This is a genomic window from Nonomuraea sp. NPDC003709, from assembly GCF_040610775.1.
GTDB lineage: Bacteria > Actinomycetota > Actinomycetes > Streptosporangiales > Streptosporangiaceae > Nonomuraea > Nonomuraea angiospora_A.
Window position 1 is genome coordinate 70,637 of the sequence record NZ_JBEXMW010000030.1, and the last position, 15,575, is coordinate 86,211.

At 72.0% G+C, this 15,575-nt stretch carries 8 protein-coding genes; 2 read left to right on the forward strand and 6 right to left on the reverse strand.

Translation table 11 applies throughout. From position 1 onward, the window contains the following. Nucleotides 1-768 precede the first annotated feature (768 nt). The gene (locus ABZX61_RS55360) at nucleotides 769-6,246 is read left to right on the forward strand and encodes a biotin carboxylase N-terminal domain-containing protein (protein ID WP_355208620.1); all 5,478 of its coding nucleotides are present in this window, start codon (nucleotides 769-771) and stop codon (nucleotides 6,244-6,246) included. Nucleotides 6,247-6,290: 44 nt separating this feature from the next. Here ABZX61_RS55360 and ABZX61_RS55365 read toward each other — a convergent pair whose 3' ends face one another. The 5 genes from ABZX61_RS55365 to ABZX61_RS55385 all read right to left on the reverse strand — a co-directional run bounded on the left by ABZX61_RS55365 (nucleotide 6,291) and on the right by ABZX61_RS55385 (nucleotide 12,704). Next, nucleotides 6,291-6,677 carry a VOC family protein gene (locus ABZX61_RS55365; RefSeq protein WP_350732953.1) on the reverse strand — a complete coding sequence of 129 codons (387 nt, stop codon included), beginning with the start codon at nucleotides 6,675-6,677 and terminating at the stop codon, nucleotides 6,291-6,293. 317 nt (nucleotides 6,678-6,994) lie between these two features. Further along, nucleotides 6,995-10,150 carry a S8 family serine peptidase gene (locus tag ABZX61_RS55370; protein ID WP_355208623.1) on the reverse strand — a complete coding sequence of 1,052 codons (3,156 nt, stop codon included), beginning with the start codon at nucleotides 10,148-10,150 and terminating at the stop codon, nucleotides 6,995-6,997. A 79-nt stretch (nucleotides 10,151-10,229) separates the two neighbouring features. Next, nucleotides 10,230-11,060 carry a hypothetical protein gene (locus ABZX61_RS55375; protein ID WP_355208626.1) on the reverse strand — a complete coding sequence of 277 codons (831 nt, stop codon included), beginning with the start codon at nucleotides 11,058-11,060 and terminating at the stop codon, nucleotides 10,230-10,232. A gap of 74 nt (nucleotides 11,061-11,134) precedes the next feature. Further along, nucleotides 11,135-12,145, reverse strand: a complete 1,011-nt coding sequence (locus ABZX61_RS55380; RefSeq protein ID WP_355208628.1) for a CU044_5270 family protein — start codon at nucleotides 12,143-12,145, stop codon at nucleotides 11,135-11,137. Beyond that, nucleotides 12,138-12,704 (reverse strand): RNA polymerase sigma factor, encoded by a 567-nt coding sequence (locus tag ABZX61_RS55385; protein ID WP_355208631.1) that lies wholly within the window; start codon nucleotides 12,702-12,704, stop codon nucleotides 12,138-12,140. The genes ABZX61_RS55380 and ABZX61_RS55385 overlap by 8 nt, the downstream gene beginning before the upstream one ends. A 216-nt stretch (nucleotides 12,705-12,920) precedes the next feature. On the opposite strand from ABZX61_RS55385, the gene ABZX61_RS55390 reads away from it, so the two are divergent. Then, nucleotides 12,921-13,940 (forward strand): LacI family DNA-binding transcriptional regulator, encoded by a 1,020-nt coding sequence (locus ABZX61_RS55390; protein WP_355208634.1) that lies wholly within the window; start codon nucleotides 12,921-12,923, stop codon nucleotides 13,938-13,940. Here the strand turns inward: ABZX61_RS55390 and ABZX61_RS55395 are convergent. Next, nucleotides 13,937-15,544 (reverse strand): glycoside hydrolase family 43 protein, encoded by a 1,608-nt coding sequence (locus ABZX61_RS55395; protein ID WP_355208637.1) that lies wholly within the window; start codon nucleotides 15,542-15,544, stop codon nucleotides 13,937-13,939. The genes ABZX61_RS55390 and ABZX61_RS55395 overlap by 4 nt on opposite strands. Between the last annotated feature and the right edge of the window lie 31 nt (nucleotides 15,545-15,575).

Below are 15,575 nucleotides of genomic sequence, written 5' to 3' on the forward strand. Positions count from 1 at the left end.
CATGAGCGTATGTAATCGGTTACATGATTGTGAATCGGTAGACTGTGTGATTCATGTCACATCTTGATGGGTGCCAGACGCCGAGCTCCGCCGCGGTTGCTGAAGGTGGACACGGTGACGATGCCGGCCACGTGCGTGCCATGATCACGGTCGAGGGCGGGGTCCGCGCACGGCGCTCGCGACCGTCGTGGCCGTCAAGGCCATGATGACGACGAGCAACAGAGGGAGTGCCGCCGCCGCGACGGCGACCGTGGACGTCAATCGGCGCAACCGGGCCTCCGTCATGGTGATTTGATCACCTGGACGGCAAGTGCTGACAAAGCGCCCGACAGGGTCCTGGACAGATGTTTCTGTACAGTGCTCAAATCGCATTCCAGGTGCCTACGTTGAGTCTCGATACGCAGCACTGTATGCCCAGGTCAGATGCCCAGAGAAAGGACGCTGGATGAGAAATTTGCCACGCGCTCCACGGGCCTTCGCAACGAATTTGTGGTGGCTCTGTGGCGGTCGCCTCGATAATTGCCGCAACGAAATTTCCGCTCATTCGACGAGGCGTGTGCCCGTCCGGTTCCGGAGGCTTCGGAGGGCGGCGGCGGGGCGGGAGGGGGCGGGGCACCTTTTGTGGGGTTTCCACAACGCAGCGGCTTCGCCATGAGCGATGCGGGCCATTGGTGTAGCGGGCGGCGATCGAGCAGGGTGTAGAAAGGTGCAGGCGGCGCTCCGGACTCGGGCGTCGCCTTTGTGCGTGAGTATGGGGAGGCTCAGCCGGTGTTCAGTCGTGTCGCCATCGTCAACCGTGGAGAGGCAGCGATGCGGCTCATCCACGCCGTCCGGGACCTCTGCGCGGAGACCGGGGCGCGGATCGAGACGGTGGCGCTCTACACCGACGCCGACCGCCACGCGACCTTCGTCCGTGAAGCGGATCTCGCCTATCCGCTGGGCCCCGCCTCCGCCCGCCCGTACCTCGACCACGCCGTCCTGGAGCGGGCTCTGGTGGAGACCGGCGCCGACGCCGCGTGGGTCGGCTGGGGGTTCGTCGCCGAGGACCCGGCGTTCGCCGAGTTGTGCGAGAAGATCGGCGTCACCTTCGTCGGGCCGAGCGCGGAGGCGATGCGCAAGCTGGGCGACAAGATCGGCGCGAAGCTCATCGCCGAGAAGGTCGGCGTCCCCGTCGCGCCGTGGAGCCGCGGCGAGGTCGCCACCCTGGAGGACGCGCTGCGCGCCGGCGACGAGATCGGCTACCCGCTGATGCTCAAGGCGACCGCGGGCGGCGGCGGGCGCGGCATCCGCATGGTCGCCTCGAAGGAGGACCTGACCGACGCCTACGAGCGCACGAGCCAGGAGGCGCTGCGCGCGTTCGGCTCCGGCGTGGTCTTCCTGGAGCGGCTGGTCACCGGCGCCCGCCACGTCGAGGTCCAGGTCATCGCCGACGGTCAGGGCACCGCGTGGGCGCTGGGCGTGCGGGACTGCTCGGTGCAGCGGCGCAACCAGAAGATCATCGAGGAGTCCGCCTCGCCGGTGCTGGGGATCGAGCAGACGGCCGAGCTGAAGGCGGCGGCCGAGCGGCTCGCCGTGGCGGTCGACTACTGCGGCGCCTGCACCGTCGAGTTCCTCTACCACCCCGGCGAGAAGCTGTTCGCCTTCCTCGAGGTCAACACCCGGCTGCAGGTCGAGCACCCGATCACCGAGATCACCACCGGCACCGACCTGGTCCGGCTGCAGCTGCACGTGGCCGGCGGCGGGAAGCTCGAGGGCCCGCAGCCGGGCGAGGCCGGTCACGCCGTCGAGGCCCGGCTCAACGCCGAGGACCCCGACCGAGACTTCGCGCCCGCCCCTGGCCGCATCGCCCGCCTGGCCCTGCCCACCGGGCCCGGCATCCGCGTCGACACCGGCGTCAGCGAGGGCGACACCATCCCGGCCGACTTCGACTCGATGATCGCGAAGATCATCGCCTACGGCCGCGACCGCGAGCAGGCGCTGGGCCGGCTGCGCCGCGCGATGGCCGACACCACGGTGATCATCGAGGGCGGCGCCACCAACAAGAGCTTCGTGCTCGACCTGCTCGACCAGCCCGAGGTGATCGACGCGAGCGCCGACACGGGCTGGATCGACCGCGTACGCGCCAAGGGCCGCCTGATCAGCCACCGCCACTCCGCGATCGCCCTGGCCGCCGCCGCGATCGAGGCCTACCAGGACGAGGAGGAGGTCGGCCGCCGGCGGCTGCTGTCCACCGCGCACGGCGGCCGCCCGCAGGTGCAGCACGACTCGGGCCGCCCGCTGGACCTCAAGCTCCGTGGCGTCGGCTACCGGGTGAGCGTGGCCCGCGTCGGGCACCGGCGCTTCCGCGTCGGGATCTCCGGCGGCGGCGACGTGCACCCGGCGGACGTCGAGGTGGAGCGGTTCGACGAGCACAGCGGCCAGATCGTGGTCAACGGCCGCCGGTTCCGGGTGGTGTCGGCCACGCACGGGCCGATCCACCTGGTCGAGGTCGACGGCGTGACGCACCGGATCAGCCGCGACGAGGGCGGAGTCGTCCGCTCGCCCGCGCCGGCGCTGGTGGTCGCGACGCCGCTGTCGGCCGGCGACGAGGTCGAGGCGGGCGCGCCGATCCTGGTGCTGGAGAGCATGAAGATGGAGACGGTGCTGCGCGCGCCGTTCCGCGCCCGCGTCCGTGAGTGCCCGGTGTCGGTGGGCAGCCAGGTGGAGACCGGCGCGCCGCTGATGCGCCTGGAGCCCCTCGCCGACGAAGGCCCCGAAGAGGAGGCCGCGGGCACCGTCGAGATCGACCTGCCCGCCGTGCCGTCGGACGTGTCCGCGGCCGACCGGGTCGAGCGCGGCCTGCAGGACCTGCGCGGCCTGCTGCTCGGCTTCGACGGCGGCCCCGACGACCGCAAGCAGGTGCTGACCTCATACCTGGACGCCCGCGCCGAGCTGGGCAGGCAGCCGATCGAGGGCGAGCTCGACCTGCTCACCGTGTTCGCCGACCTGGCCGAGCTGAGCCGCAACAAGCCGGGCGGCGCGCTCGACGTCGAGCCGGGCAACCCCGTGCACAGCCCGCGCGAGTTCTTCCACAGCTACCTGCAGAGCCTCGACGTCGAGCGCGCCGGTGTCACCCAGAGCTTCCAGGCCAAGCTCACCAGGGTCCTCGCCCACTACGGCGTCCACGACCTCGACCGCACGCCTGAGCTGGAGGCGGCGGTCTTCCGGATCTTCCTGGCCCAGCAGCAGATGAGCGCCGGCGTCGCGATCGTGTCGGAGCTGCTGCGCCATTGGCTGGCCGGCGCGCCGCCGTTCGAGTCGCTCAACGAGCGCGCCGGGCTCGGCCTGGAGCACCTGGTAGAGGCCACGCAGGTGCGCTTCCCCACGGTGTCCGACCTGGCCCGCGGCGTGGTGTTCCGCTGGTTCGCCCAGCCGCTGCTGCGCCGCAACCGCGCCAAGGTCTACGCCGCCGTACGTGACGACCTGCGCTACCTGGACGCCGACCCCGACGCGCCGGACCGCGCCGAGCGGATCCAGGCCATGGTGGCCAGCTCCGAGCCGCTGGTCCGGCTGATCGGCCAGCGGATCGGCCGGCCCGGGCTGGACCACGCGCCGCTGCTGGAGGTGCTGACCCGCCGCTACTACGGCAACCGCGGGCTGTCCGAGGTCACCGCGCGCGAGGTGGCGGGCTGCCCGTTCGTCACCGCCGAGCGCACCGGCGCGGACGGCGTGACCCGCGTGGTCACCACCGCGGTCGACATCGCCGCCCTGCCCGCGGCCATCGGCGCCGTCGGCACGTTCGCCACCGGCAGCGCCACTGACGGAGGGCTGGTCGCCGACCTCTACGTCACCTGGGAGGACCAGCCGGACGCCGACGTCATGGCGGCGCGGATCGGGCAGCTCCTCGCCGAGCACTCGCGGCCCGCGGGCGTCAGCCGGGTCACCACCACCGTCGTCGGCACCAGCGGCGCCGTGATGCATCACCACTTCACCTTCCGCCCCGACGGCGCGGGCTTCGCCGAGGACCGGCTGATCCGCGGCCTGCACCCGCAGATCGCGGAGCGCCTGCAACTGCAGCGGCTGCGCGAGTTCGACCTCACCCGGCTGCCGTCGGCCGACGAGGAGGTCTACCTGTTCAAGGCCGTGGCGCGGAGCAACCCGGCCGACGAGCGGCTCATCGCGATGGGCCAGGTCCGCGACCTGACGCCGCTGCGCGAGGCCGACGGCAGGCTGATCGCGCTGCCCGCCGTGGAGGACGCGCTCACCGCGGGCCTCGACGCGATCCGCAACATCCAGGCGCAGCGCCCCCAGAACAAGCGCTTCGACACCAACCGGATCATGATGTACGTCTGGCCGTCGACCGAGCTGTCCACCGACGAGCTCAACATGCTGGTCCAGCGCATCCTGCCGACCACGGCGGGCGCGGGGCTGGAGGAGGTCCAGTTCGTGGCCCGCCAGCGCAACGCCGCCGGCGAGCTGGCCGAGGTCGCCGTGCGGATCACCCTCGACCCGGGCCACGGCGCGAGCCTCGACGTCGGCAAGCCGTCGACGGAGCCGGTCCAGCCGCTGGACGACTACCGCCAGAAGGTGCTGCGCGCGGCCCGGCGCGGAAACGTCTACCCGTACGAGCTGACCGGCCTGCTCGCCGGGCCGGAGGGCAGCTTCGCCGAGCACGACCTCGACGCCGGCGGCGTGCTCGTGCCGGTCGACCGGCCCAAGGGCAAGAACTCCGCGGCGATCGTGGCGGGCGTCGTCACGACGCCGACCGAGCGGCACCCCGAAGGCGTCACCCGAGTGGTCCTGCTCGGCGACCCGACGAAGGCGCTGGGCGCGCTGTCGGAGCCCGAGTGCTCGCGGGTGATCGCCGCCCTCGACCTCGCCGAGCGGATGCGGGTCCCGCTGGAGTGGTACGCGCTGTCGGCCGGCGCGCGGATCTCGATGACCTCGGGCACCGAGAACATGGACTGGGTCGCGGCCGCGCTCAAGCGGATCGTCACGTTCACCCAGGACGGCGGCGAGATCAACATCGTGGTCGCCGGGATCACCGTCGGCGCCCAGCCGTACTGGAACGCCGAGGCCACGATGCTCATGCACACCAAGGGCATCCTGGTGATGACGCCGGACTCGGCGATGGTGCTCACCGGCAAGCAGTCACTCGACTTCTCCGGCGGCGTGTCGGCCGAGGACAACTTCGGCATCGGCGGTTACGACCGCGTCATGGGGCCGAACGGCCAGGCGCAATACTGGGCGCCCAACCTGCCGGCCGCCCGCGACGTGCTCATGGCGCACTACGACCACACCTACGTCGTGCCCGGCGAGACCGCGCCGCGGCGGGCGCACACCATCGACCCGGCCGACCGCGACATCACCGAGTTCCCGCACACGATCGACGGCAGCGACTTCGCCACCGTCGGCCAGATCTTCTCCGCCGAACACAACCCCGACCGCAAGAAGCCGTTCGACATCCGCACCGTGATGCGTGCCGTGTCCGACCAGGACCACCCGGTGCTGGAGCGCTGGGCGGGCATGGCCGACGCGGAGACGTCCGCCGTACAGGACGTGCACATCGGCGGCCGGCCGGTCTGCCTGATCGGCATCGAGTCGCGCTCGGTGCCGCGGCGCGGCTTCCCGCCCACCGACGGCCCCGACACCTACACCGCGGGCACGCTGTTCCCGCGGTCGTCGAAGAAGACCGCGCGGGCGATCAACTCCGCGTCCGGCAACCGGCCGCTGGTGGTGCTGGCCAACCTGTCCGGGTTCGACGGCTCGCCGGAGTCGATGCGCAAGCTCCAGCTGGAGTACGGCGCGGAGATCGGCCGGGCGATCGTCAACTTCGACGGGCCGATCGTGTTCTGCGTGATCTCCCGTTACCACGGCGGCGCGTTCGTGGTGTTCTCCAAGGCGCTCAACCCGAACATGACCGTGCTGGCGCTGGAAGGCTCGTTCGCCTCGGTGCTCGGCGGCGCCCCGGCCGCCGCCGTGGTGTTCTCCGGCGAGGTGAACAACCGCACCGCGACCGACCCGCGGGTGACCGAGCTGCAGACGCGGGTCTCGGCGGCCAGCGGAGCCGAGCGGGCGGCGCTCAACGCCCAGCTCGCCGAGGTGCAGGCGGCCGTCCGGGCGGAGAAGCTCGGCGAGGTCGCCGCGGAGTTCGACCGGGTGCACAGCATCCAGCGCGCGGTCGAGGTCGGCTCGGTGGACGCGATCATCAGCGCCGCCGAGCTGCGGCCGCGGATCATCGAGGCCATCGAGCGCGCGATGGCCTGACCTTCACCCGGCCCCGTCAGCGGGGGTCGCGGCGCCCGGCTCCGTCAGCGGGTGTCACGGCGCAGCGGATGATCGGACGGGACCTCGACCAGCACGATGCGGTGCCCGTCGGGGTCCTCGATCCACAGCTCGATGAGGCCCCACGGCTCCAGCCGCGCCTCACGCACCACCGTGACCCCCGCCTCCCGGAGCCGTCCCTCCTCCTGCGCCACATCGCGTACCTGCAGCCACAGCGACAGCCCGGAAACGGCCCCGTCGTCGGAGTGCCCGGAGATCTCCAGGAACCCCTGGCCGAGGAAGAAGACCACGCCCGGGTGGTCGGCGGGGCCGAACTCGCGATAGACGGCCAGGCCGAGCGTCTCGCGGTAGAAGCCGAGGCTCCGGGCGAGATCCTTCGGACGCAGCAGCACTCGATTGCTCAGCACCTCCATGCCCGACCTGTTCCCCGTCGGACCGGCGGAAACGCGGCATCACGGTGTGAGCGACATCACCCGCCACCCGTGACACAACGGTGTCGCGGCCTCGCGACACGCTTGGCGGTGGCCCGCCGGCGCGTCGCCTGGATCCGGTACGCCGACTCGGCGGGCCGGGAGAGCGAGCCCTGCCCGGCCCGTACGGTGTCGTCCCTGGACCACAGCCTGGCCGAACGCGTCCGTCAGGCCGACACGCTACTGCCACCGCAGGAGCTGGGTGACGTCGAACAGCCGCTTGTCCAGGACCCCCTTCGAGGTCGGCCGGCCAAGTCTCGTCAGCCGACGGAGTAGGCGCGGCTGATCGTCTGGGTGACGCGGTCACCCGCGCTGTCCGTCGCCGTGGCGCGCAGCGAGACGAACCCCGGGGTGCGGGGGTTGGAGAGCAGCGCCGTCCAGCTGGTGCCGCCGGGGGTCACGCGGATCCGGCGCCAGGTCGCGCCGTCGTCGGCGGACATCTCCAGGGTGAGCGACCGCACCGCGGCCTTGGCGGCTCCGGGGTTCCGCTCGACCCAGACGGGGACCCGGGTCACGGATCCCGGCCGGGCGCGGTTGGAGTCGTCGAGGCCGGCCGGTGCGTAGCGTACCGCCATCAAGGGCAGGGGCGACGGTTTCGCAGTGCCGGCCGAGCGGAAGGTCCAGATGGTGTCCACCGCCGTGGTGAGGGCCGCGTGGGGCGCCTGCCTGCGTACCGACGCGGTCAGCGTGTAGGTGTCCGCGGCCTCCGGGAGCCGCGCCGACAGCAGGCATTTGCCGGGTTCCGCCGGCGCGCAGCCGGTCACGTCGGCTTTCGCGATCACCTCGCCGTTCCGGGCGAGGGTGAGCGCGCCGGTGGCCGCGGCGTCGGCGCCCCTCCGCCCGGCGGCGCCGTCGCTGAACAGCTGTGCGGCCGAGACGTTCAGCTCGTTTCCGGTACGTTCGCCGCCGCCGGCGGCGAACCCGGGTCCGGTGACCGCGGCGTTCCACACCTCGCGTACCGGTCCCCGATCCAGGCGGCCGCTGGTGCCGGTCAGCGTGGCGGTGCCGGTCCGGAGCTCGCTGTCCCAGACGAATCCCGGGGTCCGGTAGTTCGTCATGGCGCCGGGGAGATCGACGGCGGGCGACGGGACCGTGAAGGCCCAGTCCATACCGGGCATGCGGGGTCCGGTGGCCGCCACACCCTGGCCCGGCACGCCCGAGGCGCGGTAGGTCTCGCTCACCTTCACCAGGTCGGCCGTCCGCGCGGTGTAGGCGGGGTCGTCCGGGATGCCGCCGACGCGGTAGTCGACCAGGTCGTACCGGTAAGGGCTGGGCGAGGTGTCCTTCTTGTGCCAGATGGTGTTGGTCATGTAGCGCAGCTCGGGCTGGCGTACGGGGAGCACGAAGAAGCTCCGGCCGGGGTCTCCGACGGCTATCCAGCCGAAGTACCAGGTCCCGTTGGCCAGGGTGAGACCCTGGATCTGCTCCGGCACGGCGGTCGGATCGTCCACCGCGAACCGGATCTGCTTGGCCTGGCGCGCGTCCAGCACCACATTCTGATCATCGTCACCGATGGTCACCGGGACGTGCGCGGTCGTGGCGGCGGAGCCTTCGTACAGGTCCGCATAGAGGTTCCACCGGCCCTTGGGCAGGCGGACCTTGGCCACACCGTTCTCGATCCTGACGGACTGGAAGCTGCCGGTGTCGAGGTTGTAGAAATCGCCGAAGCCCGCGGCGGGGAGGCCGCTCCGGTTGATGCCGGTGACGGTCACGTCGGACGATTCCGGCTCCACGTACGCGCCGGCCAGGGTGCGGATGACGGTGTCGCCCGAGGTGGCGGTGACCACGCCGGTGTGCTCACCGACGCTCTTGCCCTCGGCGTCGATGGTGAGCGTGACCTGCGCCTCCCCTCCCGCCGGCACCTGCAGCCGGTCGGCCGGCAGTTTCAGCACGTCGCCCGTGACGGTGAGGTCCAGGGTGACGGGGGAGTCGCCGGAGTTGGCGTAGGTGAGGGTCCTGGTCGTCCGTCGGCCACCCGCGTCATCCCAGCGGAAGGCGGCCCAGGCGGTGCCCGGCGCGGCGACGACCGGCTGTGCCAGCGCGCGGACCAGGTCCACCCGCCCGCCGCCCTGCTCGAAAGGAGTGGCGGTCGGGGTGGAGGCGGCGCTGCCGATCAAGGCGGCCTTGAGTCGTTCACCGGTCCAGCCGGGGTGCCTCTGGGCGAGGATCGCGGCGGCACCCGCCACATGCGGCGCGGCCATCGAGGTACCGTTGTGCGCGATGTAACCGCCGCCGACGGCCGCCGCCGTGATGCCGACGCCGGGGGCGGTGATCTCCGGCTTGATCGCGTGGTCGCCCATCCGGGGACCGCGGCTGGAGAACCCGGCCAGCTGGTCCGTACGATCCACCGCTCCGACGGTCAGGGCCGCGTCGGCGCTGCCCGGGCTGCTCACCGTGACCGGACCGCCGTTGTTGCCCGCGGACACGACGAACAACGCGCCGGTCCGCGCCGAGAGCGTGTTGACCGCCTGTTCCAGCGGATCGAGATCCGGGGTGTCGCCCCCGCCGATGCTCATGTTGATGATCTTCGCTTTGACCTCGGTGGCCGCCCACTCCATGCCCGCCAGCAAGGCGGAGTCGGTGATGCCCTCGGCGTCGCCGACCTTGCCGACGGCGAGCCTGGCCCCCGGTGCCACGCCGCGGTACTTCTCCCCGGCGCCCGCGATGATCGAGGCGACGTGCGTGCCGTGGCCGAACGTGTCGCGCGGGTCGGAGTCGCCGGTGAAGCTGCGTGCCTGCGTGACCACGTTCTTGAGGTCCGGGTGGTCGGGGTCATAGCCGCTGTCGAGCACGGCGACCGTGACGCCCTCTCCGGTGATCCCCTGCTTCCACGCCTCGGTGGCGCCGATCTGCTTGACGCTCTGGTCGAGGGTGAACGAGCGGCGCCCGTCCAGCCAGATCCTCGTCTTGCCCGCGGCCTGGGTCCGGGACCGGCTGATCAGGTCCTTCCAGGACTCTCCCGCGCCCTTCTTGGGCAGCCGCAGGGCGGTCATCCCGAGCGCGGCGAGTCGCACGGTCTGCTGCGCGGCCTTCAGCGGCGACGCCGGATCCGCGCCCGTCTGGGTGATGAGCGGGATGTCCGCTCTGTCCGCGTCGCCCAGCCGCCACCGCAGGAGCTGGGTGACGTCGAACAGGCGCCTGTCCAGAACGCCCGCGGCCACCAGCGGCATCGCGTCGGAAGGGATCACGTGGAGGTGTCCGTCGCGGTACTGCGTGAAGTACCTCGCCTCCCGGCCCGGTCCGGGCTCCACCCGGTGGCCGCGGCCCGTCACGACGACGCGGTCGCCGGTCAGGAGGGTGACGCTGCCGGCCTCTTGCGCGGCGCTCCCGCTGTCACCGGGAACAGGCTGCTGAACGGCCGCCAGACCGACTGTGCCGGCCAGTGCCGCGGCCATCAGCCCACTGCCTAAGCTCATGTCCTACCTTTCAGTGGTCAAAGATGATCAATGCCCAGCCGTTGCCCGGCGGACGGCATGGTCCGCCGGGCAACGACGCTCAGAGCGCGAAGTCCAGCGCGAACTCCTGGTACACCCGCTCCGCGATCGCCCGCGCCCTGGGCGCGTACGCCGGGTAGAAGGCCTTGCCGCACTCCAGGTCGGCCAGCGCCGCCGTGACCTCCTTGTCCAGGTACGGCTTGGCCTGCTCAGGCGTCAGCCGGGGCAGCACGACGGCCCCCTTCGGCAGCGAGCCCTTGCTCTGGGCCCTGGCGACCTCGGTGGCCTCCTTCGCGAACGTGGCCCGTCCCCGGTCGGCCAGCACCGACGGCCTGGTCTCGGCGACCTTCAGGCAGCCGCCGAACTCCTTGCCCAGCGCGGCCACCTTGGCGTCGGCCTCGAGCTCGCGCAGCCCCTTGGCGAGCGCCGAGTTCACGTCGGCGAGGAAGTCGTCCTGCGAGGTCACCGTCTTGCCCAGCACGCTCTTGACGGCCTTGGCGAAGCACTTGTCGTCCGCCGCCCGCCAGGCCTTGAGGTCCTTGGCCGACAGCGACATGAGGAGCTTGTTGTTCCTGCTCTCACCCATGTCCCGGTCGACCGCGGGGTCGCCGGGGAAGACGAGCCTGGACCAGACGCCGAAGCCGTACTTGGCGCGGTAGGCCCGCATCGCCTGGTGGTCGCCCGCGAGCCGGGCGCGCTCCTCCTTCGTCCGGTCGCGCTTGATGACCTTCTCCGGCAGGTACGTGAGCCCCTGCTCCTTCATGCAGGCGGCCCGCATCGACTCGATCCTGGCCTTGTTCTCGTACGCGGCCTCGGTCCCCGGCGTGGCCGTGGCCAGGCCGCCGAACGAGGTCGCGAGCAGGGCGGTAGCGACCGCCTTGGCAATGAACATGATGATTTCCCTTCGTTTTCCGGACATACGAAACAGAACTCCCGGCGCGAAAGACGCCGGATCGGGGGAAGGTCTCAGCAGGGGATGCGCAGCCGCGACGCCTTGGGCGACACCTCCGGCAGCGCGGTGACCAGATCGACGGTCAGCACGGCGGTGCCCGTCACCGTCCCCTTGCGGGAGGTGTAGACGCCCTCGGGCATCTTGACCTGGATGTCCCTGGTGTTCACGGTGCGTTCGCCCAGGTAGTGGTAGGTCTGCCGATCGAAGATCAGCTCGGAGCGGCGGCCGTCGCCCTCGTCCATGGCCACGGCGACGCCCGGCCGGCCCGCCGCGTCCACGGCATCGCCGATCAGGCGGATCCCCTTCAGCTCGGACGCCACCTGGAAGAGCGCGGCACTCAGGCTCGGGCGCACCACCGACTCCGCGACCAGTTGCTTGAGCTCGGCCCACATCCGCGCCGGATCCCGGCCGGTCCGGGCCGCGAGCTTCGCGCGTACCGCCTCGACGTCGGTGGGCCAGGCGCCCAGCCGCACGTAGGCGCGCTGTCCGGGGCAGGACGACTCGTACAGGGTGTCCTCGGCGCCTTTGTCCCACAGCCACCGGGGCACCGGGTCGCCCGTGACGGACTCGGCCCGATCCCGGAGCAGCCAGGACTTGCCGGGGTCCGCGGGTTCCCAGCGCTCCTCGACCGCCGTCACCACGTAACCCAGCACCGGCCCGCCCGACGGGTCGCGCGTGCTGCGCGGGTCCTGGGTCCGCCTCTTCGTGTGCACGTACTGGCCGGGGCCGGGCACCAGGTCCCGCTGGTCGCCGGCGGCCCGGGCGGCCCGCTCCAGCAGCGCCTGGGCGTTGGCCGGCGGCGTGGCCGACCCGCCCAGGACCACCTGACCGGCGATGATCACAGCGGTGAGCGCCGTCGCCAGCAGGCCGACGGCGGCCAGCCGGAAGGCGTACCGGCGCCGTGGTCGTGTGCGCGGCGGGGCCGCCGCCCGGGCCAGCAGGGCGACGCGGGCGGCGGCCAGGTCACGCTCGGTGGCCTCGGGCGTGTCCGCCCACAGGCGGTCGAGCTCCGCCATCTCATCCATGATCGGTTCCCTCCAGGGCCTGGCGGACCTTCTTGCGCGCCCGGTTGAGCCGCGAGCGGACCGTCCCGACCGGGATGTCCAGCGCGACGGCCACTTCCTCGTACGTCAGCCCGACCCACGCCACCAGCAACAACGCGTCCCGGTCCCCGGTGCGCAGCCGGGCCAGCGCCGCGACCAGCGGCCGGTTGACCGCCAGCGTCGCGACGCCGTCCTCGACCAGGCCGCCGCCGATCTCCGCCGGGTCCAGGCCGCCACGCGCGTACGCCCGGTACCTGGCCAGCTCCCGGCGGTGCCGCTTGCCGATCACGTTCGAGGCGATGCCGTACAGCCAGGGCCGGGCATCGTCCTGGCCGGGCTGATAGCGGTGCCGGTGCTCGAAGGCCGCCAGGAACGTCTCCGACACCACGTCCTCGGCCGCGTCGGCGCCCAGCCTGCGGGTGGCGTAGCGGTGCAGCGCGGGGGCATGGCGGTCGAACAGCACGGCGAACACCTCGGGCTCCTCCCGGGACCTGCGGATCAGGTCCGGGTCGGCGGCCTCGGCCGTCGCCGGTTCTGCCATGAAACGGTCAGCTCCTTCATGCGGTGCCTTCCTCATTGGGCACGGTCGCCTGTACTTACCGCCACGGCGCGAAAGAGTTCACGGACGACTCCGACGCCATGACCGCTTTGGGCGGGAGCGCCCGGCGGATGTGGCACCATCGAATCGGCACCGCGGCGCGCGGGCGGGTCGCTCGGGCAGACGGGCCAGCACGGTGGAGGCCGGGAAGCGAAGGACATGAATCGGGCACCAGGCATGGTGGATGTGGCACGCGAGGCGGGCGTGTCGCACGTGACCGTCTCCCGCGTCCTCAACGACCACCCGTCCGTCCGCCCGGAGACCCGGGCTCGCGTCGAGGCCGCCATCGAGAAGCTCGGCTATCGCCGTAACAGCGTCGCCCGCGCGCTCAAGAGCCGCCGTTCCTCGACGATCGGGGTGGTGCTCGCCGGAGCCGAGCTGTACGAGCTGCCGCGCATCCTGCGGGGCGTGCAGACGGCGGCGCAGCGGGCGGGCTACTGGGTCAATATGGCCAGCTGGCAGGGCGGCACCACCAGAGACCTGGCCGAGACCCTGCAGCGGCTCACCGACCAGGCGGTCGAGGCCATCGCGGTCATCGCCGACCGGGCCATGGTGATGGACGCCCTGGTCGACATCGTGACCGGCGTGCCGATGACGGTGGTCATGTCCGGCAACGTGCCCAACCCGGACGTCGGCTTCGTCGAGCTCGATCAGGAGCTGGGCGCGCGGCTCGCCGTACGGCATCTGGTGGAGCTGGGGCACCGCCACATCGTCCACCTGACCGGCGCGCTGCGCACCTTCGACGCCCGAGCCCGCGTCGAGGGCTGGCGGGCCGCGCTGGAGGAGGCGCCGGAGGCCGGCGGCGAGTTCTTCGAGGGCGACTTCACCGGCAACAGCGGCTACCGGCTGGCCCACTACCTCGTCACCCGCCGCACCGGCGAGCGGCCGACGGCGATCTTCGCGGGCAACGACCAGATGGCCATGGGGGTGCTGGCGGCCTTCGCCGAGCTCGGTGTGAAGGTGCCCGGCGACGTCTCGCTCGTCGGTTTCGACGACATCGCGGGAGCGGCCTATCAGGTGCCCGCGCTGACCACGGTCCGCCAGGACTTCGTCGCTCTCGGCACGCGCTGCATCGAGCAGGCGCTGCGCTTGATGCAGGGTGAGCCGGCCTCGTGCGAGCGGATCGCTCCCGAGCTCGTGATCCGGCGCAGCACGGCGCCGCCCAAGCCGCCCCGCTAGGCGGCCGTTTCGGGGTCGGGCTGGTATTCGAACCAGTGGACCCGCGCCCGTCCGTCGCTCGCCTGGCCGTTGCCGGTGGCGTACAGACCCAGATAGACCCCGACGAAACCGCCCGCGCGCTCGGTGCTGAAGAAGGACCGTTCGATCGTGGCCAGGCTGATCCACTGCGCCGCCGTGAGGTCCCTGACGCGGAAGGTGTAGCCGGCCTCGTCTCCGTCGACGGCCAGCAGCACCTCGCCGGTCGAGACCGGGACGGAGGCCCGGCGGGTGCTCGTGCCCGCCTCCCGGACCGTCAGCACGACCTGCGCCTGCCCGTCGCCGTCCACGGTGAGGGAGAGCGTGGCGTGGTGGTCCTGGTGCTGGAAGACGGCCAGGCCGGCCTCCTCTGACGGGCGGGCCGCGGCGAAGCTGAGCCGGGTCCGCACGCCGAAGCGGACGTGCTGCTGGCGCCTGCCCAGGAAGGCCGGCACGCCGGTGGAGCTGAGGGCCTCGGGGGCGAGGTCGAGGTCGAGCCCGGACCCGTCGGCCGTGGGCCGGACGCGGTCGCCGGGACCGCGCAGGCTGTTCCACTCCAGCCCGCCGAAGTGCGCCCGGCCGGCCGGAACGGCGGCGTCGCCGTCCGGTACGGCGGTGTCGCCGTCCGGTCGTCCGGTCGGTACGGCGGCGTCGCCGTCCGGTCGGCCGGACGCGATCGACGGGAGCCGCTCCGACAGTTGCACGGCTCCCGACTCGGGGGCGAAGACGGGCCCGTGCGCGGTCCAGGTCACGGGCACGAGGAAGACCTCCCTGCCCAGCGTGTGGGTGCCCGCGATCGGCCGCACGCCGAGCGTCACCGCCCACCACTCGCCGACGGGGGTGTCCACCAGGTCGGCGTGGCCGACGTTGTGGATGGGCTCGCCCGGGCCGCGGTGCCGGTGGGTCAGCAGGGGGCTGCGCGGGTCGGTGACGTAGGGTCCGGTGACGGTGCCGGAACGCGCCGCGGTGACGCTGTGGTTGCTCTCGGTGCCGCCTTCCGCGGCGATCAGGTGGTACACCCCGTTGCGTTTGTACAGGTGCGGCGCCTCCACCCACGCCCCGCGCACCGCGCCCTGCCACAGCACGTGCGTGGGGCCGACGAGCTTGAGCCGGTCCAGGTCGAGTTCGCGCATCCACAACTCGCCGGGACCGCCCTGGACCGCGTCGCGGCAGGCGGTGAGCCAGCACCGGCCGTCGTCGTCGAAGAACAGCGACGGGTCGATGCCCTCGGCCTCCAGCGGCACGGGGTCCGACCACGGCCCGGCGGGGTCGTCGGCGGTCACGACGAAGGTGAGGCTGCCCTGCCGGTTCACGGCCAGCGTGGAGACCACGTAGAAGGTGCCGTCGTGGTGACGGATGGTCGGTGCCCAGATGCCGTCGGAGACGTCCAGGCCCTCCAGCGCGAGCAGCCCGGGCCGGTCCAGCACATGCGTGAGCTGACGCCAATGCACCAGGTCACGGCTGTGGAAGAGGGGCAGTCCTGGAAAATAGCTGAATGACGAGGTGACCAGGTAGAAGTCCTCGCCGACCCGGCAGATCGACGCGTCCGGATAGCACCCGGGCAGGACCGGGTTGCGGAAAGCAGGCACGGGGGGGCTCCGAGAGATCTCACAAAGAGGG